The organism is Ochrobactrum sp. S1502_03 (assembly GCF_044435015.1).
In the GTDB taxonomy this organism is placed as follows: domain Bacteria; phylum Pseudomonadota; class Alphaproteobacteria; order Rhizobiales; family Rhizobiaceae; genus Brucella; species Brucella chromiisoli.
Map to the genome: position 1 here is coordinate 108,263 of NZ_JAYEXN010000001.1, position 19,399 is coordinate 127,661.

Genomic DNA, 19,399 nt, shown 5'->3' on the forward strand with positions numbered 1-19,399 from the left:
TGTGGAAACGAATTTTGGCCGATCTCAAACACTTGTAACCTATTATACAAGTTTCGGGACGGACAGCGGAAATGACTGCACCCGCACCTTGGCGCGTCCTTGAAACGCTAGCCTAGGCGTTCGTCCTGGTTTTCCGGCCAGTAGCATAAAGGACGAATGAAGTGTCGCACATCGACAGCTTTAAATGCCGCAAAACCCTTACCGTTGGCGGTAAGGATTATGTCTATTACAGCCTGACCGAAGCCGAAAAGAACGGCTTGACGGGCATATCCAAGCTTCCTTTCTCCATGAAGGTTCTCCTTGAGAACCTGCTCCGCTTCGAAGACGACCGCTCTGTCAAGAAGTCGGACATCGAAGCTGTTGCAAAGTGGCTCAATGATCGCGGCTCGGCAGGCGCTGAAATCGCTTATCGCCCGGCCCGTGTGCTGATGCAGGACTTCACCGGCGTTCCAGCCGTTGTTGACCTTGCAGCCATGCGCGATGGTCTGAAGGCGCTGGGCGGCGATCCTGAAAAGATCAATCCGCTGGTTCCTGTCGATCTCGTCATCGACCACTCGGTGATCGTCGATGAGTTCGGCAATCCAAATGCTTTCAAGGCCAATGTGGACCTCGAATATGCGCGCAATGGCGAACGCTACCGCTTCCTCAAATGGGGCCAGCAGGCATTCAAGAACTTCCGTGTTGTTCCTCCGGGCACCGGCATCTGCCATCAGGTCAATCTTGAATATCTGGCACAGGCCGTCTGGACCAAGGAAGAAGATGGCGAAACCGTTGCCTATCCTGATACCTGCGTTGGCACCGATTCCCACACCACCATGGTCAATGGCCTTGGCGTTCTTGGCTGGGGTGTTGGCGGTATTGAAGCGGAAGCTGCCATGCTCGGCCAGCCCGTTTCCATGCTTTTGCCAGAAGTCATCGGCTTCCGCCTGACAGGCAAAGTCAAGGAAGGCGTGACCGCAACCGATCTCGTGCTCACCGTCACACAGATGCTGCGCAAGAAGGGCGTTGTCGGCAAATTCGTCGAATTCTTCGGCGAAGGCCTCGAAAACATGACGCTTGCCGACCGTGCGACCATTGCCAATATGGGCCCGGAATATGGCGCAACCTGCGGCTTCTTCCCGATCGACAAGGAAACGCTCAACTACATGAACACGACCGGTCGTGCAGAAGACCGCCTCGCGCTCGTGGAAGCTTATTCGCGTGCTCAGGGCATGTGGCGTGAAGCCGGTTCCGAAGACCCAGTCTTTACCGACATTCTCGAACTCGACATGAGCGACGTTGTTCCATCGATGGCTGGTCCAAAGCGTCCTGAAGGCCGCATTGCGCTGGAAAACATTGCATCGGGCTTCGCAACCTCGCTTGAAACCGAGTACAAGAAGACCACCGGCCAGACCACACGTTATGCCGTTGAAGGTGAAGACTATGATCTTGGTCATGGCGATGTGGCGATTGCCGCAATCACGTCCTGCACCAACACCTCCAACCCAAGCGTGCTGATTGCTGCCGGTCTTCTGGCGCGCAATGCGGTTGCCAAAGGTCTCAAGACCAAGCCATGGGTCAAGACCTCGCTCGCACCCGGTTCTCAGGTTGTGGCCGCTTATCTTGAATCCGCTGGCCTCCAGAAGGATCTTGATGCACTCGGCTTCAACCTCGTTGGCTTCGGCTGCACGACCTGTATCGGCAATTCCGGTCCATTGCCTGCGCCGATCTCCAAGACCATCAATGAAAAGGGTCTGATTGCGGCTGCCGTTCTTTCCGGTAACCGTAACTTTGAAGGCCGTGTTTCGCCGGACGTTCAGGCAAACTACCTGGCTTCGCCGCCATTGGTTGTTGCTCACGCGCTTGCCGGTACGGTTACCAAGGATCTGACAACAGAGCCGCTTGGCGAAGATCAAGATGGCAATCCGGTATTCCTGCGCGATATCTGGCCTTCATCGGCGGAAATTCAGGACTTCATCGCCAAGAATGTCACCCGCAAAATCTTCTCCGAGAAATATGCGGATGTGTTTAAGGGCGACGAAAACTGGCAGGCCGTTCAGGTTCCTGCTGGCCAGACCTATGCATGGGACGACAATTCGACCTATGTGCAGAACCCGCCTTACTTTGTGGGCATGGGCAAGTCGGCTGGCACGATTTCTGATGTCAAAGGCGCGCGTGTGCTTGGTCTCTTCGGCGACAAGATCACAACCGACCATATTTCACCTGCCGGTTCCATCAAGGCGCAGTCACCTGCTGGCAAGTATCTGCTTGACCATGGCGTCGGCATTGCCGACTTCAACCAGTACGGCACACGTCGCGGCAACCATGAAGTGATGATGCGCGGCACGTTTGCAAATATCCGTATTCGCAATCACATGCTGGGCGAAAACGGTCGTGAAGGTGGATACACCATTCACTATCCGTCGAAGGAAGAAATGTCGATCTACGACGCCGCTATGGAATATAAGGCAGAGGGCGTTCCGCTCGTCATCTTTGCCGGCGTCGAATATGGCAATGGCTCGTCGCGTGACTGGGCTGCAAAGGGCACCAATCTGCTCGGCGTCAAGGCTGTGATTGCGCAGTCGTTTGAGCGTATTCACCGCTCCAACCTCGTTGGCATGGGCATTGTGCCTTTCGTCTTCGAGGAAGGCACAAGCTGGCAGACACTCGGTCTTAAGGGCGATGAAATCGTCTCCATCGAAGGCCTTGCCGATGTGCGCCCACGCCAAAAGGTCGAAGCTTCCATCACTTATGCCGATGGCAGCGTGAAGAAGGTTCCACTCATCTGCCGTATCGATACGCTGGATGAGCTCGACTACATGAAGAATGGCGGCATTCTGCAGACCGTTCTGCGCGATCTGGCTGCTTAATCAGTACAGCATCAAAATTAAAAGGCCGCCGGAGAAATCCGGCGGCTTTTTGGTTTATAAGCCCGAACGAATCATATCCCTGATTTTTACTGCTTTCTCAAAATGATCAAGCGAGTGGGTTTTAATCCACCACTGAGCAGCTTCCATAAGCAATTCGGGGTCAGAATTCTTATTGGCAAAGAACGCGTAAAAAGAGATGCCAACCGTCTCGCCCTTTTTGGCTATCTTTTCATCGCAAATGGCGATGGCTCTTTCTCTTAGGCTCAACCGCATATTCGATCAGTCCCGTCCCTATGGATTTTCTGGCACACCATCCTTTTATCGCAGGTCACGCCAAGCGTGGGATAAAAGAAACAGTACCGACATGAAACTCACTGCAACGTGACTTCCTATTGATCATGCCAATTCCTACATAATATATGTCAGAGCTAATTATATACGCATTGAACCATTCAAAACCGTTTTCGTTTTGCTGGAAATGCGTTGATTGCAGGATGAAACCAAAGTGACCTTCCACTCCCCTTTCAATGGGACATGTACACGATTTTCCGGCGAATATGCTCCCGGTCTGCGCTGTGTTTGTGCTGCTCTGGGTTTGGCGTTTACGGGTAGTTTGTCCATGCATGGCGTGGCGAACGCTGAATCCAGCAGCACGCGCACATCGGTGATTGAGCTTTATACCAGCCAAGGCTGCAAATCCTGCCCGCAAGCCGATAAGAATCTGGCGAAATATGCCGATGACCCGAACGTGTTGGCGCTGTCATTCCACGTCAATTACTGGGACTATATGGGCTGGCACGATACGCTTGCATCGCAGGACAACACGGACCGCCAGAACGCCTATCGCAATTCGTTTAATGCCAAGATGCTGTATACGCCGCAGGCCATCGTCAATGGCACGTCTGAAGTAAATGGTCGCGATGCTGAGGCCGTAAAACAACATATTGCTGCAAACAAACTTAACGTGCCCGTTTCGATCCGTAAGCTGGATGACGGACGTCTGTCCATCGAGATCGCCAAAGGTGAAAAGCCGAAAAGTCCGGTGCATGTAGTGATGTTCTATTTGCGCGATGCAGTCACGATCCCGATCGACCGGGGCGAGAATGCCGGCCAGTCAGTCACGTACCGCAATACGGTGATGGACACTGACACGATCGGCATGTGGGACGGTGAAGCTATGAAAATCGAGCTGCCTGCCTCAGAGCTCAAGCGCAAGGACGTAAACGGCTGCGCAATCATTTTGCAGGAAAGCAACAGCGCCAATGCGCTTGGCCCAATCCATGGTGCGGCCATATTCAAGCAAAGAAGCCCGCTTAGCCTGTAATGCGCGAAACGCTATCAGGATCACGTCTTTGACGGCCTGTTTTCGATAATTTTTTGGAAGTTTCACATTTGCCTGAGAGGCTGATCGCGTGTGAGCTGGTTCGGTTCGAGCAGTCCTTTGGGCGGGGGGCTTGGGGTCGGACAAACCCGAACCGAACCGTCTCAGGCAACACGCTAATATAGGCCGCACAATCAGGCCGGAATGCGAAGTTAACAAGGCCAAAATGTGGCCAATCATCACCATTCAGAACAGGCGTTCTTTTTTCGTGACCAGCTAATATACAACTAATTGGGATTGATTTTTTATAGATCAATTTGCGCGCGATCACCAGCGCCAATCACAACCTTGCAAAGATTTAACAAAACCATCACCATGGGCTTATGCGGCAAGATAATTGCGACTTGCACATTTCCTTGGCTAACCATCCAGCGTCGAAAGGAAAACCATGGATAAACAAAGCGCTGCAAATGAGAATGCGGCAGCGTCCCATTCACTTCCCAACTCTTCGTCCACCCTAAACATTGCCCTTGTGGGGCATATAAAAACTGCTCCAACCACCATCAGCTTTGACAGGCATGAGCTTGGAAAAATCCTGAATGTTTATGGCCGCATGGTCGCAACAGGCGTTTGGCGGGATTATGCGATTGACCATCTCGCAGACAGGGCTGTTTTTTCGATTTTCCGTCGGGCAAGCGAAGTGCCGCTTTTTCGCATTGAGAAAAATCCAAAGCTCGCAAATAAGCAGGGCGCCTATTCTGTCATTGCCGCAACAGGCCTTATCATGAAGCGCGGGCACGAGCTTGAGCGTGTGCTTCGCGTTTTCGACAAGAGCCTCAAGCTGGTCGATAAATAAGCGATGACTTAAGTCAGTGGCATGGCGCCGGGATCAACCGTGCAACCGCCATTAAGCGGCAACTGCATCAGCACGGTATCAAGCCAGCGGCCATGCTTGAAACCGGAACCCTGAATACGCCCGCAATGGATAAAGCCGAGGCTTTCATGCAGCTTCACCGAGCCGATATTGTGCTCACCATCGCCCACCACCGCCAGCAGCTGCCGGAAGCCAAGCGCGGTCGCGCGCTTTATCAATTCTCCAAGCAGCAGCTTACCAAGGCCCTTTCCCTTCGCATCGGGTGCGATATAGATCGAGTCTTCTGCAAGCCAGCGATAGGCAGGCCTTGTGCGGAAATAGCTGATATAGGCATAGCCCAGCACCCGGCCATGCTCTTCCGCAACAAGAATCGGAAAACCCTGATCGACGAAAGTGTCGAAGCGCCGCTTCATCTCATCAAGAGTAGGCGGCTCAATCTCATAGGAACCGGAGCCGTTTAACACCGCTTCCGTGTAGATCGCGGAAATGGTTGCCATATCGGTGGGCTGAAAGTCTCGAATGAAGGGCATAGCGAAAGCCAGGACTCTGTTTGAAATTACCCGCTCAACATGCCCCGAAGAAGTCTTTTTGAAAAGCAAAAAGGGCAGCGTTTCCGCTGCCCTTTCGCATTCATTCTATTCCAGACTGATCAGTCGCGGTTGCCCATGAACTGAAGCAGGAACATGAACATGTTGATGAAGTCGAGGTACAGACGCAGCGCGCCCATAACAACCTTACGGCCCTGCGAATCGGCCGAATCACCTTCAAAATACATTTCCTTGATCGACTGCGTGTCATAGGCGGTCAGACCTGCAAAGATCAGCACGCCGATCACCGAGATTGCAAACTGCAGCGCGGTGGAGCCGAGGAAGATGTTAACAACCGAAGCGATGATCAGGCCAAACAGACCCATCATCAGGAACGACCCCATAGCGGACAAATCACGCTTGGTGGTGTAGCCGTAAAGCGACAGCGCGCCGAAAGAGGCAGCCGTCACGAAGAAGGTGCGAACGATGCTCTGGCCGGTAAAGACCAGGAAGATCGACGACAGCGACAGACCAACCAGTGCCGCATAGCCCCAGAACACAGCATTGGCGGTCGATACCGACAGACGCTCAATGCGGAAGCTCAGGAAAAAGACTGCTGCGAGCGGCGCAAGCATAACAACCCAGCGCAGCGGGGATGTGTAAAGGGCTGCACCGAGTGCAGTGAGCATCTTGCCGTTCGCCATCTGCGCGACTGCAGCCGATGGGTCTGTTGTTGTTGCCAGCGATGAGACAGCCAGAGCAGCAAGGCCGGTAACGACCAAGCCGATAGCCATCATGTTGTAAACGCCCAGCATATAGCTGCGCAGCCCCTGATCGATGTCAGCACCGACGCGTGCGCCGCCGACGGGCCTCTGCGCCTGAATATTGCGATAGTCAGCCATGACTTAATTCCTCTTGCCTTGTCCCGTCCGGTGTCAGGGCATACTTCAAGCTTAAGATGCCACAAGGCGCCGCTGGCGGGACCCCAGCATGCCTTCGCTTATTATGGGGATTTTGCAGCTATCCTACAAGTACTCCCTGTAAAAAATCATAATAAGAGCATTTTAAAATGGACCGCATTTTCAATAAGATCCAAGACCTTACGCGATTTTATGCAACAACATTACAAATGCTTCATAAGTTTCGGAGCACGTTCGCAGGCTTCTGACCCAGAACACGCCATGTTCCGGCAAGTCCGAATCCGACAGTCAGCACAAGAGCGATGGCAATCGTCATCAAAGCCACATCCGGCAGGAACTGCGCTTTAAGCTTCATAACTTCAACCACGACGTACCAACCCGCAACGCTGCCCGCGACCAGCGCAAACACGGCGGTTGCAAGACCAAGCAGCATATATTCAACGATATAAGCCGTAATCAGCGTGCCGCGTGTGGCACCCAGCGTTTTTAGCACCACCGCATCGTGAACACGGGCACGGTTGCCAGCAGCCAAAGCGCCGCCCAGCACCAAAACCGATGCCGCAAGCGCAATAGAGGCTGCCGCTCGGATCGCCGTTGCAAGCTGACTGATCAGGTCATTTGCCACATCAAGCGCATCGGTGACGCTGACGGTTGTTACCGCCGGCCATGTCTTTGTGACCTGTCGCAAAACATCCGGCGCCAAGTTCTTCTGATTCTCTGGGATCGTCAGCGTTGCAAGCCACGTTGCAGGCGCACCGGCAAACGTGTTGGGCGAGAAAACCATGACGAAATTCATCGCCAGCGTTTCCCATTGCAACTGCCGGAAGCTTGCAATCTTGGCATTGATATTGCGGCCAAGCACATTAACGGTGACCACATCGCCGATCTTGAGCCCCAGCTCTTTGCCCTCGCGCTCTGCAAACGAGACCAGAGGCTCGCCCTTATAGTCAGCAGGCCACCACTCGCCTTCGCTCAGCGTCGAATTTTCGGGAACTTTGTCCGCAAAAGTAATGCCACGGTCTCCACGCAACACCCATGCGGCCTCAGGCGGAATGGTCATGTCGCGCACATTGGTGCCGTTGAAAGCAACGATACGACCACGCAGCATCGGCCCGGCAGTGAGCTTGCCATCCGGCACGATGCCGCTGACAAGTTTGGTGAAATCACCGATGTCATTGTTCTGAATATCAACGAAGAAGAAGTCCGGCGCTTGTGCGGGAATATTCTCCGTTATCTGACGCCGCAGATTGCCATCAATAAGCGCAATAGCCACCATCAGCGTCAGGCCAAGACCGAGCGACAAAACCACCGAAGGCGTCAGCGCGCCGGGGCGGTAGATATTGCCAATTGCCAGACGCACAGCTGTTGAACGCACACGCGGCGCACGGCGCGCCAGCCAGCGGATGCCGTCTGCCACAAGCCGCAGCACACCAAAAGCCGCAATCGCCGCAACAATGAAAACGCCTGCGATCCGCCGATCATAGGCCACATAAAGCGCAAGTCCGGCCAGTGCCGCAATCAGCAGGACAGCCAGAGCCAGATAAAGCAATGGCGGAAGTCCGCGCTGCTCAAAACCCTGCTCGCGAAACAATGCAGTGGCGGGGATGTTGCGTGCACGCCCCAGCGGAATGATCGCAAAGGCCAGCGTTGTGATAAGGCCAAACACTGCCGCCAGTGCCAAAGCATCAGGGAAAAAGCCGCCACCACCCGCAACGGGCAGATAATTGGCAAGGGCTGCGGCAGCCGCAAACGGCATAATGGCCGCCAGCAGCAGTCCAAAGGCAATGCCAATCAGGCCGATCACCATGATCTGTACAAGATAGACCAGCACCGCAAAGCGTGCAGGCGCGCCCAATGATTTGAAAGTCGCAATCACCCCGCGCTTGCCGTCGAGATAAGCGCGAACGGCATTGGCAACACCAACACCGCCAACAATCAGCGCCGTCAGGCCGACCAGCGTGAGGAATTGCGAAAAGCGCTCAATATTGGCAGTCAGTGCGGGGGCTGCGTTGTTGCGTGAGCGGATATTCCAGCCAGCATCGGGGAAGTCCTTCGTTGCGCGTTCACGCAACTGCGTGATTGCTGAATCAGATGCACTACCCGGCAATGCGACCTTATAGATATGATCGACAAGACTTCCGGGTTGTATCAAGCCAGATGCACGTAAGCCGTCTATCGAGACGAGAAAACGCGGCGCGAAATTAAAACCCGATGACAGAAGATCAGGTTCGGTTTCAATCAGCGCACGCAGCTCAAAAGTTTCAGACCCGAGCAGCACCTTCGTGCCGAGCGACACGCCCATGCGATTGAGAAAATCCTGACTGACAGCCGCGCCGTAAACGCCGTCCTGCTCTTTGGTCATATCGTTAAGCGAAAGCTGCGGCTGTGTTTTCAACTCACCATAGAGCGGATAAGCAGCGTCCACGGCCTTCACTTCCACGAGCGACTGATCCGACCCATCGGGCAAACGCGCCATGGAGCGCATGGTGGCGCTTTCGGCAAAGCGTCCCTGCTGCTCGATAAAGGCACGTTCATCGGGGCTGGCCTCACGCTGATTGAGCGCAAAACTGACATCGCCGCCAAGTATAGTCTGGCCTTCGGCTGCAATACCGGTACTGACCGAGCGCGCAACTGAGTTTACGCCACCAATGGCTGCAACACCCAAAGCGATACAGGCGAGAAAGATATAGAAGCCGGATAACCCACCACGCATTTCACGCAAAGCGAAGCGCAGAGCGAGAGAAAACGATTTTAAAAAACTCATGCGCCTGCCACCGCTTCTTCAAGCGCAGGCTCTTTTCGGGCAGGCTCTTCGATACGGCCTGAACGCACCGGGATCTCCTGATCACAGCGCGCAGCAAGCGATGGATCATGTGTTACCAGCACCATGGTCAGGCCGTTTTCACGCTGCTTTGAAAACAGAAGATCGGTAATCTGGCGACCAGTAGCCGTGTCGAGATTGCCGGTTGGTTCATCGGCAATGAGGATTTTCGGGCTTGGCGCAAGCGCACGCGCAATGGCGACGCGCTGCTGCTCACCACCCGACAGTTCCGACGGATAATGTGTCAGGCGCTCGCCAAGCCCCACAGCGCGAAGCTCGCGTTCGGCAACCTCAAACGCATCTTTACGTCCGGCAAGTTCAAGAGGAACAGCGACATTTTCAAGCGCCGTCATATTGGGAATCAGATGGAACGACTGGAAGACAATACCGATATTGGCACCGCGAAAAGCCGCGGCCTGATCTTCGGACATCTGACTAATCGTCTCGCCTGCGATTTTCACGCTGCCCTGATCGACATGCTCGAGCCCCGCCAGCACCATCAGCAGGGTTGATTTGCCCGAACCCGATGGCCCAACAATACCGACAGAGCGGCCCTGCATAATGGAAAGCGAGACGCCTTTGAGGACATGCACAGACGAGGCAGCGTGCCCGAGGGTCAAATGAACGTTCTCAAGTTCAATAATCGGGCCAGAAATTGAAGATGCTACCTGTTCCGTCACGCGTTTTTCTTCCTATATGCATATTCAGGGTCAAAGCGCGTCACAAAATTGAACTTGTTTTGCGCGAGAAGGAATCATCCGGGCGGATTGCCCACTTTGCTAGATATGGGTCGCTAACAATGCGTTTCAAACACTCGATCACGGTTTGGTTATCGATTTTTGCTCTGACCGCATCTTTTCTTGCGACAGGAGCACGCGCTCAGGAAGAGCCAACTGGCCTCGAAGACGCATTGCCAACCGAACAGCTTGAACAGGTCAAGATTGTCGGTTTTGGCGACAGTTTGATGGCTGGCTACCTTTTGCCGTCCAATGCGGCCTTCCCGCAGCAGCTTGAAAAAGCACTCGACGACAAGGGCTATGAAGTCAGTATCGAGAATGCAGGCGTTTCGGGCGACACCACAACCGGTGGGCTTGCGCGCATCGACTGGTCGATTCCCGATGGCACCGATCTGGTTATTCTGGAACTGGGTGCCAATGATGCGCTGCGCGGTATTTCGCCGGACATTACAGAGAAAAATCTTGATGAAATGCTTTCGCGTCTGAAGGCACGCGGTATTTCAGTCATTCTCGCGGGCATGATGGCTCCGCCCAATATGGGCAAGGATTATGCCGACAAATTCAACCCGATCTATCCAAAGCTCGCGCAGAAATATGGCGTACCACTTTATCCGTTCTTCCTTGATGGTGTCACTACCCAGAAGGATCTGCTGCTCGAAGATGGCATGCACCCAAATGAAAAGGGCGTTGAAACAATGGTCAGCCATTTCATGCCAGTGATCGAGAAAACCCTCAAAGCCAAACAAAAGACGGGGACATCGGGCGGCTGACACAGACCGGAAGCATAAACAGCTTGCTCAAAACGGCGAAGAATGATTCGCTGCAAGTTGCATCGGTTCGTAAAGAAGATTCGTTTTCCTGATGATTGATGCATAGGCACTCTAAACGCAGAGCGTCCTTCCGTGGTTTTTGCCACACGACGCTCTGGTGCAGAACGGTTCGAGGAGGATGCTTTATGCCGCGTCTCTTTACTGCCCTCGAAATCCCGCGCGACGCCGCGCTTTCGCTCTCGTTATTACGAGGCGGCCTCCCCGGCGCACGCTGGATTGATGTCGAAAACTACCACATAACCCTGCGTTTTATTGGAGATGTGGAAGGCCATGTGGCCGATGAGGTTGCCAATGCACTCGATCGCGTGCGGCGCCCTGAATTCATGCTCAGCCTGTCAGGTGTCGATGCTTTCGGCTCCAAGAAGCCGCACAGCATCTATGCCGGCGTATCTCCCTCGCCTGAACTCAACGCACTTCAGGGCGAAATCGAACGCATCTGCCAACGGCTTCGCATTCCTGCTGATCCGCGAAAATTCACACCGCATGTGACTTTGGCACGGTTGAGAAACCCGCGCATTGAGGATGTCGTGCATTACCTCTCATCGCGCGGCAACTTCTCGACAATGCCGTTCAAGGTGGGGCGCTTCGTGCTGATGTCGTCACGTGATTCTGTCGGCGGTGGACCTTATGTTGTCGAGGAAGCCTGGCCTTTGGTACCCGCATCGCGCCAGAACTGGTCAGCCAGCGCCTTTGATGAGGCCAGAACCATCCGGTAAACATGTTCGAAATCCCCGATATTGCCATAATAAGGGTCGGGGATTTCAACTGCTTTTCCTTGCGCAATTTCGGTGAACAACCCGATACGAGCGCTTGCGCTTACAGGCTTTCGCTGTGCGATCATGCGCATATTGTAGCGATCCATACCCAGAATGAGATCGAACCGCGTAAAGTCGCTTGCAATGAGCTGACGGCAGCGCTGCTCAGAAATATCGAGGCCATAACCGGCTGCAACACGGATCGAGCGATCATCCGGCTCTTCGCCAGTATGGTAGCCATTGGTTCCTGCGGAATCGATCAACACATGATCAATGCGGCGCTCAGCCAGAACTTCGCGCATCACACCTTCCGCAAGCGGCGAACGGCAGATATTGCCTGCGCAGACAAACAAAATACTGGTTGGGGCTGATTGGGTCACGGAACTCTCACGGCTATGATAAGTTAGAGCTGAATAGCCAACAACATAGGCAAAAGGCAATGACACGCAACCGGCTCAATGAAGATGAACTGAAACAGGAACTTGCCAAGCTTGAGGGCTGGCAGAAGGTCGATGACCGTGAAGCGATCAGCAAAAGTTTTCAATTCAAGGATTTTAACGCAGCGTTCGGCTTTATGAGCCGGGCAGCACTTTATGCTGAAAAGCTTGACCATCACCCCGAATGGTTCAATGTCTATAATCGTGTCGATGTCACGCTTTCAACGCATAGCGAAAACGGCATCACAGAGTTGGACACCCAGTTAGCACGCATGATGAATGCAATCGCTTAATCCTATCAAATCTTTGAAATATAAACGATAATTATCTTTTTCTGATAATTGAAGCTTCCGTCTCGGTTTCTCAAATTATAAGGCAGAGCCTTCGTCAGATCGACACGATCACTCCAGTCCTGACCGAGCGCTCCGCCATTGATACTTCGAATGAAGGTATCCCCCACAGAAATGGCGGAATGAAAAATGTGGCCGGCTTTCACGTCGTAAAATCCAATTGCCCGGCCATAGGGAAGCGCTGAATAACCGTTCCACAATTCGCCCGCTTTGAAATTCAGTAAAGGAATCCAGTTCTGACCGGATGTGCCGCGCAATGTATGCTGCGATATCCCGGCGCCCAGAAGAAAACGCATATAGGCAGTCATGTCATAGCAAACGCCGTCTTTCACATCGACAGTGATCTGATCGCCAATGTCCTGCGCCAAAGCCAGTTGATGTCCACGGTAAAACTGGGTTGACCGGTCACTACGTACAAAATTTTCGCCATAGCCGGTAAAGTGCATAAAAATCTCCATTCAGCCAGATCGTAGGACGCCCCTCAACGGGAAGGACTCTATATTCTGGTGATTTGGGAGGTTTGGTGTAGCTGACGGTTCTTGCAGGCTGAAGACCACGAAAACTTGAAAAGACGTCCCAGCACCCCCATTTTGTTGGAGTCACAGGCTGATGCGGATGACAGGAGTTTGATTGACTATGGATAGCACCAGGATCGATGAAATCCTTGAACCCGGTGATGATCGCCAGAACCAAAGGCGCAGCGAACGGGTGAAAAAAGGTTTCTGGAAAACCGCACGCCGTGCCGGTCGCATGGTTCCTTTTATGGATGAAGTCGTGGCGGCTTATTATTGCGCGCTTGATGAAAAAACGCCAACGCGTGTGCGCATGACGTTGATGGCCGCTCTTGCCTATTTCGTACTGCCTTTCGATATTATTCCCGATATGCTGGTTGGCATTGGCTTTACCGATGACGTTGCGGTGCTGATGGCAGCACTCACAGCCGTGCGCACGCATATAACGCCTGCGCACCGTATTGCAGCGCGCGAAGCCATGCGCGACGAAGCTGATATCACCGGAAGCTGACCGATCTCATTCACAGCTTTGTTACGGATTTACACATCCATACAATGGGATAGATTGCTGCCGACAAACTCTTGCCGCTTTCTTTTGGATGAAGTGAGCAGCGGGATCGTGGGGACTAAGGTTCAAAGCCTGGTGCACTCGTTCAAGTTTTCTTTCAAAACTTCACCGTTTGGTAACCCAGATTAAGGCACATTAAGGGTCACTAAGCGGGGCGGCGTGTTGAACGACGACATCCCGATATTCGACTTGGAAGCAAACGAAAGAGAACCGGTAAAAAACCATGCTTGGAAAATCGATCGTCGCGGCTTCGGTGTTCACGATTGCAATGGCTGGCGCAGCGCTGGCCCAGACACCGACCCAGATTAAACAGTTCGACGCCTGGGGCGCATATAGCTACCAGTCGGGCAATGGCAAGGTTTGCTATGTCCTGTCCGTGCCGACACAAAAGGCCCCAGCCAATGTCGATCACGGTGATAATTTCTTTCTCGTGAGCCAGAAACCGGGCCAGAACATCAGCTTTGAACCTCAGTTCATGGCCGGTTATGATCTCAATACCAACGCCAAGGTTGTGGTTACTGTCGGCAATCGCAGCTTCAACATGTTCGTCAACGGCAAATCCGGCTGGATGGAAAATGCCGCGGAAGAGCCACAGCTGGTCGCAGCCATGCGCGGCGGTTCTGACATGAAGGTTCAGGCGCAGTCCAAGCGCGGCACCAAAACCAGTTATACTTATTCGCTCAAAGGCATTTCGGCAGCACTCGCAGCCATTCAGAAGTGCAAATAAGCCAATCAGTCCAAGCAGATTTAAAAGCCGGGGCCGAAGCTCCGGCTTTTCTTTTTATCATCCGATATCGCGTCGCTGCATATCTCCCACGAAACACTGCGGGATGACGGATCGAATATTGTGTGCTATGAGCGCGCGCAACAGGCTCGCATTTCAGATGAACGAGCCCATATATCCATGCAACAGATCGTGTTTACCGGCGCGCTTTATGCGGCGTCCTCAACAGTTGAAAACATATGTCCATTTCGTTCGACCTGACCATTGATGATACGCGCGACCAGCTTGCCCGCCATGTGCGCGCAAATATGGAACAGAAGCCTTCGCTCATTGGCATGTCGCGTGAGGAAATGGCTGATGCACTGATCAAGATTGGCGTGTTGCCAAAGCAGGTGAAGATGCGCATTGCGCAGCTTTGGCACTGGCTTTACGTGCGCGGCGTTTCCGACTTTGCCGATATGCGCAATATTTCCAAGGATCTGCGCGCGCTGCTGGCGCAGCATTTCACCATTGCGCGCCCGGAAGTGGTTGAAGAGCAAATCTCGCAGGACGGAACGCGCAAGTGGCTGTTCCGTTTTCCGCCACGCGGTGCCGGGCGTCCTGTCGAAATCGAATGTGTTTATATCCCGGAAGAAGGCCGCGGCACGCTTTGCATTTCTTCACAGGTTGGGTGCACGCTAACCTGTTCCTTCTGCCATACCGGCACGCAGAAGCTGGTGCGCAATCTGACATCAGAAGAAATTCTGGCGCAGCTTCTGACCGCGCGTGATCGTTTGGGTGATTTCCCGGAGACCGACACACCCGATGGTGCCATCGTGCCTGCGGAAGGCCGCAAGGTTACCAATATCGTCATGATGGGCATGGGCGAGCCGCTTTATAATTTTGAAGAAGTGAAAAAGGCTCTGCTGATTGCGTCAGATGGCGATGGCCTTGCCCTTTCCAAGCGTCGTATCACGCTTTCGACCTCCGGCGTTGTGCCGGAAATCTATCGTACCGGCGAAGAAATCGGCGTGATGCTGGCAATTTCGCTCCATGCCGTGCGCGACGAGTTGCGCGACCTGCTGGTGCCGATCAACAAGAAATATCCGCTGGAGCAGTTGCTCAAGGCTTGCCGCGAATATCCGGGCCTGTCGAATGCAAAACGCATTACATTTGAATATGTGATGCTCAAAGACATCAATGACAGCATGGAAGATGCCAAGCTGCTGGTTAAGCTTCTCAAGGGCATTCCGGCCAAGATCAATCTGATCCCGTTTAACCCATGGCCCGGCACCAACTACCAGTGCTCGGATTGGGAACATATCGAACGCTTCGCCGATTATGTGAATGCGGCGGGCTACGCGTCGCCGATCCGAACACCACGCGGTCGCGATATTCTGGCGGCCTGTGGTCAGCTGAAGTCGGAATCAGAGCGTATGCGCAAAACCGAACGGCTGGCGCTTGAAGCCATGATGATCGCCGGACACGGTGAGTAATTAACGGAGATCAACGCGTTTGACCGACACTTTCGATTACATCACACGGTTTGTTGTCATTGTTTTCGGCTATTGTGTCGCTGTTCTGGCCGCAGGATTTTTTCTGGCGGCCATTCTTTATAGCCAGGTCGATGTACTCGGCTATGCCATGTCAGACCCGTTTTTTCAGGATATTTTTACGGAAATTCGTGACAGCTGGGATATGACGGGCTTTTATGCAGCCGTTCTCGTCGGCGGACCTGTTCTGGCATTCATGGCAGGCGGCTTCAGCTTTTTCCCGGCACTGGTGCTGATTGTGATAGCCGAAGCGCGCGGGTGGAAATCATCGCTGCCTTATTGTATCGGCGGCCTTGTGATCGGGTTGCTGGCGATGGGAACAGGTTCGCTTTTCGCAATCACGGATCAGCAGATTGCCGCAAGTATCGCGCTTCTGACAGGCGCTTTCGCTTGTTCAGGCGTCGTCGGTGGTTTTGTCTACTGGCTGATTGCCGGTCGTAATGCCGGACGATTTTTAGCCCGCCCGGCGAAGTAATCCTACTTGGCCTGCGCTGTCAGAATTTTGAGCGCAAAGGCCGAAAAAACACCCGCAAAAAGCCAGTCTACAATCCGCGTAACCGTTGGATTCTTCTTGAGAAGACCGGAGAATTTATCAGCTGCCACAATCATCGGAATGGTGAAAGGCAGCGCCAGCGGAATAAACGACAGGCCAAGAAAAAACAGTTTTCCCATGGCGTGCGGGTCATGCGCGGAAACAAACTGCGGCAGAAAGGTCATGTTGAAGAGAATGATCTTCGGATTGAGCAGATTGATGCCCAGTCCCGTTGCCCAGTTCTGAAACAATGTGTGCTTCTTGCCGCCATTCTTTTCCGGTGAAAATGCCGACCCCTTGCGGATTGCCTGAACAGCCAGCCACACCAGATAGAGCGCACCAACGGCTTTCAACACAGTGAAGGCGGCGGGCGATGCTATGATCAGCGCCGACAGGCCCAGAGCCACCATGCTTGTATGAATGATAATGCCTGTGCTGGCACCCGCCAGACAGGCAAAGCCTGCAGCTTTTCCCTCTGACAGAGCTCGACCAACAAAAAGCGTCATGTCCGGGCCGGGCGTGATGGATAAAATTGCGGTGGCGATCACAAATTGGACGAAGATGGTCCATTCGGGAATGAAGGTCAGATTTGTCAGGAAAGACATGAGCAGAGACTCCGGGAATTCGCGGCAAGCTAACGCGAATATGGCCATCACGCCATCGGAATTTTTGATGCTTTTTTATAAGAAAATGTCATCCGGGTTGCACGCGGCTTAGCAACTGATAAAAGACTTGCAACAAGCCTTCATCGCATCAGACGGAAGTGAACTATGAGCAAGCTGAAAGACGTTAAAAAAGTCGTTCTCGCCTATTCGGGCGGCCTCGACACCTCGATCATCCTGAAATGGTTGCAGACTGAGCTTAATGCAGAAGTCGTCACCTTTACCGCCGATCTCGGCCAGGGCGAAGAACTTGAACCAGCACGCAAAAAGGCGGAAATGCTGGGCATCAAGGAAATCTTCGTTGAGGACGTGCGTGAAGAGTTCGTGCGCGATTTTGTCTTCCCGATGTTCCGCGCCAATGCCGTCTATGAAGGCGTCTATCTGCTCGGCACCTCGATAGCCCGTCCGTTGATCTCCAAGCACCTCATTGATATTGCCAAGAAAACCGGCGCAGACGCCATTGCACACGGTGCAACCGGCAAGGGCAACGATCAGGTTCGTTTTGAGCTTTCCGCTTATGCGCTGAACCCGGACATCAAGATCATCGCCCCATGGCGCGACTGGTCGTTCAAGAGCCGCACGCATCTGCTCGAATTTGCCGAACAGCACCAGATTCCTGTTGCCAAGGACAAGATGGGCGAAGCGCCATTCTCCGTTGACGCAAACCTGCTGCATTCCTCATCCGAAGGTAAGGTTCTGGAAGACCCGGCGATTGAAGCACCTGAATATGTGCATATGCGGACGATTTCGCCCGAAACCGCCCCGGATACGCCAACCATCATCAAGATTGGCTTTGAAAAGGGTGATGCGGTTTCGATCAATGGCGAACGTCTGTCGCCTGCGACGTTGCTTGCCAAGCTTAATGATTATGGCCGCGACAACGGCATTGGTCGCCTTGACCTCGTTGAAAACCGCTTCGTCGGCATGAAGTCCCGCGGCGTTTATGAAACGCCGGGCGGCACGATCCTTTTGGCTGCACACCGCGCCATCGAATCGATCACGCTCGACCGTGGTGCAGCGCACCTCAAGGATGAGCTGATGCCACGCTATGCAGAACTCATTTATTATGGCTTCTGGTTCTCGCCGGAACGCGAAATGTTGCAGGCCGCTATCGACCTCAGCCAGCGTCATGTCGAAGGTGAAGTCACACTCAAGCTCTATAAGGGCAATGTGATCGTAACTGGTCGTGAAAGCGAAAAGTCGCTCTATTCCGACAAGCTCGTGACATTTGAAGACGATCAGGGCGCGTATGACCAGAAAGACGCAGCTGGCTTCATCAAGCTCAACGCGCTTCGTCTGCGTACGCTCGCTGCCCGCGATCGTCGCTAAGCCCAATCCTAAAGACAAAAAACGCCCTCTCAACCGGAGGGCGTTTTTTATTCAGAATACGCATTTTACATGCGTCTTATCCCAAAATCGTCACCGGCTTTTGCGAGACATGCTTTAACAGCATCTTGTCTTCGTCCGGACGTAAGGTCAGTACCCGCACGCCATTCGGCGTGACCGCCACCGTATGCTCGAACTGTGCCGATAATTTTCCATCCCGCGTCACGACCGTCCAGCCGTCTTTTTCGGTCTTTACCTTGGCTGTGCCCTGATTGAGCATTGGTTCAATGGTGAACACCATGCCTTCGCGCAGACGCAGGCCTGTTCCGGGCTTGCCGAAATGCAGAACCTGCGGCTCCTCATGCATTTCGCGACCAATGCCATGGCCACAATAGTCACGCACCACGCTGTAATTATGGCGCTTGGCATGCCGCTCAATCGCATAACCGATATCGCCCAGCGTGGCGCCGGGGCGCACGGCGGCGATGCCCTTCCACAGTGCCTCATAGCTCACGCGCACCAGACGCGAAGCGAACGGAGCGACGTCACCAACCATATAGGTTTTGCTGGAATCAGCGATATAGCCGTCCTTCTCCAGCGTAATGTCGAAATTGATAATTTCGCCATTTTCGATGATTTCGCTCTCCGAAGGCATGCCGTGGCAAACAACCTCATTTTTCGAGGCATTGAGCACATAAGGAAAATCATATTGGCCCTTGCTGGCCGGTCGCGCCTTGAGCGCGCGCGTAATATAATCCTCAACCAGATCATTGACCTGCATCGTGGTCATACCGGCAAGCGCCGTGCGATCCAGAAGGGTAAAAACGGAAGCCAGCAGCGCACCCGAAGCCGCCATTTTTTCCAGTTCAGCAGCTGTCTTGATCATGACAGCTGCACCGACAGAACAGGAAGCTCAACCCGGGCGGCGCGCAACTGCATCTGTACAATTTCATTAAACGACATTTCCGGATTTGCCTGTGCGAGCATACCGATTTTCATCCAGTATTCGGCCTGCGCATTGATCGAACGGCACATGACATCGCTTGCCTTACGCAGCTCTTCATGCAGTTCATCCCCGATTTTTACGATACCCATGGCGTCCTCTGTTAGAGCCATTCTGAT

At 53.5% G+C, this 19,399-nt stretch carries 21 protein-coding genes; 11 read left to right on the forward strand and 10 right to left on the reverse strand.

All coding sequences use genetic code 11. The features are described from left to right. The first annotated feature begins 161 nt into the window (after nucleotides 1-161). The gene (gene acnA, locus VBH83_RS00485; protein ID WP_265982670.1) at nucleotides 162-2,849 is read left to right on the forward strand and encodes an aconitate hydratase AcnA; all 2,688 of its coding nucleotides are present in this window, start codon (nucleotides 162-164) and stop codon (nucleotides 2,847-2,849) included. A 54-nt stretch (nucleotides 2,850-2,903) separates the two neighbouring features. Here the strand turns inward: acnA and VBH83_RS00490 are convergent, their stop codons facing one another. After that, on the reverse strand, nucleotides 2,904-3,122 hold the full coding sequence (locus VBH83_RS00490; RefSeq protein ID WP_265982669.1) for a DUF6500 family protein: 219 nt from the start codon (nucleotides 3,120-3,122) through the stop codon (nucleotides 2,904-2,906). Between the two features lie 316 nt (nucleotides 3,123-3,438). On the opposite strand from VBH83_RS00490, the gene VBH83_RS00495 reads away from it, so the two are divergent. Together VBH83_RS00495 and VBH83_RS00500 are read left to right on the forward strand one after the other, a co-directional pair. After that, the gene (locus tag VBH83_RS00495; protein WP_265983816.1) at nucleotides 3,439-4,173 is read left to right on the forward strand and encodes a thioredoxin family protein; all 735 of its coding nucleotides are present in this window, start codon (nucleotides 3,439-3,441) and stop codon (nucleotides 4,171-4,173) included. 445 nt (nucleotides 4,174-4,618) lie between these two features. Then, the gene (locus VBH83_RS00500; protein ID WP_265982668.1) at nucleotides 4,619-5,026 is read left to right on the forward strand and encodes a DUF2794 domain-containing protein; all 408 of its coding nucleotides are present in this window, start codon (nucleotides 4,619-4,621) and stop codon (nucleotides 5,024-5,026) included. Nucleotides 5,027-5,034: 8 nt separating this feature from the next. On the opposite strand, the gene VBH83_RS00505 is transcribed toward VBH83_RS00500, so the two are convergent. The 4 genes from VBH83_RS00505 to VBH83_RS00520 all read right to left on the reverse strand — a co-directional run bounded on the left by VBH83_RS00505 (nucleotide 5,035) and on the right by VBH83_RS00520 (nucleotide 9,992). Continuing rightward, a complete protein-coding gene (locus VBH83_RS00505) occupies nucleotides 5,035-5,574 on the reverse strand; it encodes a GNAT family N-acetyltransferase (protein ID WP_265982667.1) in 540 nt (179 codons plus the stop codon). Nucleotides 5,575-5,693: 119 nt separating this feature from the next. Next, entirely contained in the window at nucleotides 5,694-6,473 is a 780-nt protein-coding gene (locus VBH83_RS00510; protein WP_265982666.1) for a Bax inhibitor-1/YccA family protein, read from the reverse strand. 232 nt (nucleotides 6,474-6,705) lie between these two features. Then, complete coding sequence (locus tag VBH83_RS00515; protein WP_265982665.1) at nucleotides 6,706-9,255, reverse strand: ABC transporter permease; 2,550 nt, start codon at nucleotides 9,253-9,255, stop codon at nucleotides 6,706-6,708. After that, nucleotides 9,252-9,992 carry an ABC transporter ATP-binding protein gene (locus VBH83_RS00520; RefSeq protein WP_265982664.1) on the reverse strand — a complete coding sequence of 247 codons (741 nt, stop codon included), beginning with the start codon at nucleotides 9,990-9,992 and terminating at the stop codon, nucleotides 9,252-9,254. Before VBH83_RS00520 ends, VBH83_RS00515 begins: the two co-directional genes overlap by 4 nt. Nucleotides 9,993-10,111: 119 nt before the next feature. Between VBH83_RS00520 and VBH83_RS00525 the strand changes: the two genes are divergently transcribed. Then, nucleotides 10,112-10,819 carry an arylesterase gene (locus VBH83_RS00525; RefSeq protein WP_265982663.1) on the forward strand — a complete coding sequence of 236 codons (708 nt, stop codon included), beginning with the start codon at nucleotides 10,112-10,114 and terminating at the stop codon, nucleotides 10,817-10,819. A gap of 185 nt (nucleotides 10,820-11,004) precedes the next feature. Next, nucleotides 11,005-11,595, forward strand: a complete 591-nt coding sequence (thpR, locus tag VBH83_RS00530) for an RNA 2',3'-cyclic phosphodiesterase (protein WP_265982662.1) — start codon at nucleotides 11,005-11,007, stop codon at nucleotides 11,593-11,595. Here the strand turns inward: thpR and VBH83_RS00535 are convergent. Beyond that, on the reverse strand, nucleotides 11,505-12,014 hold the full coding sequence (locus VBH83_RS00535; protein WP_265982661.1) for a low molecular weight protein-tyrosine-phosphatase: 510 nt from the start codon (nucleotides 12,012-12,014) through the stop codon (nucleotides 11,505-11,507). The two genes, thpR and VBH83_RS00535, sit on opposite strands and share 91 nt — an antisense overlap. 59 nt (nucleotides 12,015-12,073) lie before the next feature. Here VBH83_RS00535 and VBH83_RS00540 point away from each other — a divergent pair, with 59 nt between their 5' ends. Then, entirely contained in the window at nucleotides 12,074-12,364 is a 291-nt protein-coding gene (locus tag VBH83_RS00540; RefSeq protein WP_265982660.1) for a 4a-hydroxytetrahydrobiopterin dehydratase, read from the forward strand. Nucleotides 12,365-12,369: 5 nt separating this feature from the next. On the opposite strand, the gene VBH83_RS00545 is transcribed toward VBH83_RS00540, so the two are convergent. After that, nucleotides 12,370-12,867: a hypothetical protein gene (locus tag VBH83_RS00545; RefSeq protein WP_265982659.1), complete on the reverse strand. Its 498-nt coding sequence runs from the start codon at nucleotides 12,865-12,867 to the stop codon at nucleotides 12,370-12,372. A 190-nt stretch (nucleotides 12,868-13,057) separates the two neighbouring features. Between VBH83_RS00545 and VBH83_RS00550 the strand changes: the two genes are divergently transcribed. The 4 genes from VBH83_RS00550 (at nucleotide 13,058) to VBH83_RS00565 (ending at nucleotide 16,232) form a co-directional block, all read left to right on the forward strand. After that, nucleotides 13,058-13,444: a YkvA family protein gene (locus VBH83_RS00550; RefSeq protein ID WP_265982658.1), complete on the forward strand. Its 387-nt coding sequence runs from the start codon at nucleotides 13,058-13,060 to the stop codon at nucleotides 13,442-13,444. Nucleotides 13,445-13,724: 280 nt separating this feature from the next. After that, nucleotides 13,725-14,228, forward strand: coding sequence for an invasion associated locus B family protein (locus tag VBH83_RS00555; protein WP_265982657.1), 504 nt, complete (start codon nucleotides 13,725-13,727; stop codon nucleotides 14,226-14,228). 236 nt (nucleotides 14,229-14,464) lie between these two features. After that, the gene (gene rlmN / locus VBH83_RS00560; protein ID WP_265982656.1) at nucleotides 14,465-15,700 is read left to right on the forward strand and encodes a 23S rRNA (adenine(2503)-C(2))-methyltransferase RlmN; all 1,236 of its coding nucleotides are present in this window, start codon (nucleotides 14,465-14,467) and stop codon (nucleotides 15,698-15,700) included. A gap of 19 nt (nucleotides 15,701-15,719) precedes the next feature. Continuing rightward, the gene (locus tag VBH83_RS00565) at nucleotides 15,720-16,232 is read left to right on the forward strand and encodes a hypothetical protein (protein WP_265982655.1); all 513 of its coding nucleotides are present in this window, start codon (nucleotides 15,720-15,722) and stop codon (nucleotides 16,230-16,232) included. Between the two features lie 2 nt (nucleotides 16,233-16,234). Here VBH83_RS00565 and VBH83_RS00570 read toward each other — a convergent pair whose 3' ends face one another. Beyond that, nucleotides 16,235-16,894: a LysE family translocator gene (locus VBH83_RS00570; RefSeq protein WP_265982654.1), complete on the reverse strand. Its 660-nt coding sequence runs from the start codon at nucleotides 16,892-16,894 to the stop codon at nucleotides 16,235-16,237. 165 nt (nucleotides 16,895-17,059) lie between these two features. Here VBH83_RS00570 and VBH83_RS00575 point away from each other — a divergent pair, with 165 nt between their 5' ends. Next, a complete protein-coding gene (locus VBH83_RS00575; protein ID WP_265982653.1) occupies nucleotides 17,060-18,280 on the forward strand; it encodes an argininosuccinate synthase in 1,221 nt (406 codons plus the stop codon). Between the two features lie 76 nt (nucleotides 18,281-18,356). Here the strand turns inward: VBH83_RS00575 and map are convergent, their stop codons facing one another. Next, nucleotides 18,357-19,163, reverse strand: coding sequence for a type I methionyl aminopeptidase (gene map / locus VBH83_RS00580; protein WP_396995924.1), 807 nt, complete (start codon nucleotides 19,161-19,163; stop codon nucleotides 18,357-18,359). Next, on the reverse strand, nucleotides 19,160-19,372 hold the full coding sequence (locus VBH83_RS00585) for a ParD-like family protein (protein WP_265983815.1): 213 nt from the start codon (nucleotides 19,370-19,372) through the stop codon (nucleotides 19,160-19,162). The genes map and VBH83_RS00585 overlap by 4 nt, the downstream gene beginning before the upstream one ends. Nucleotides 19,373-19,399: the final 27 nt, after the last annotated feature.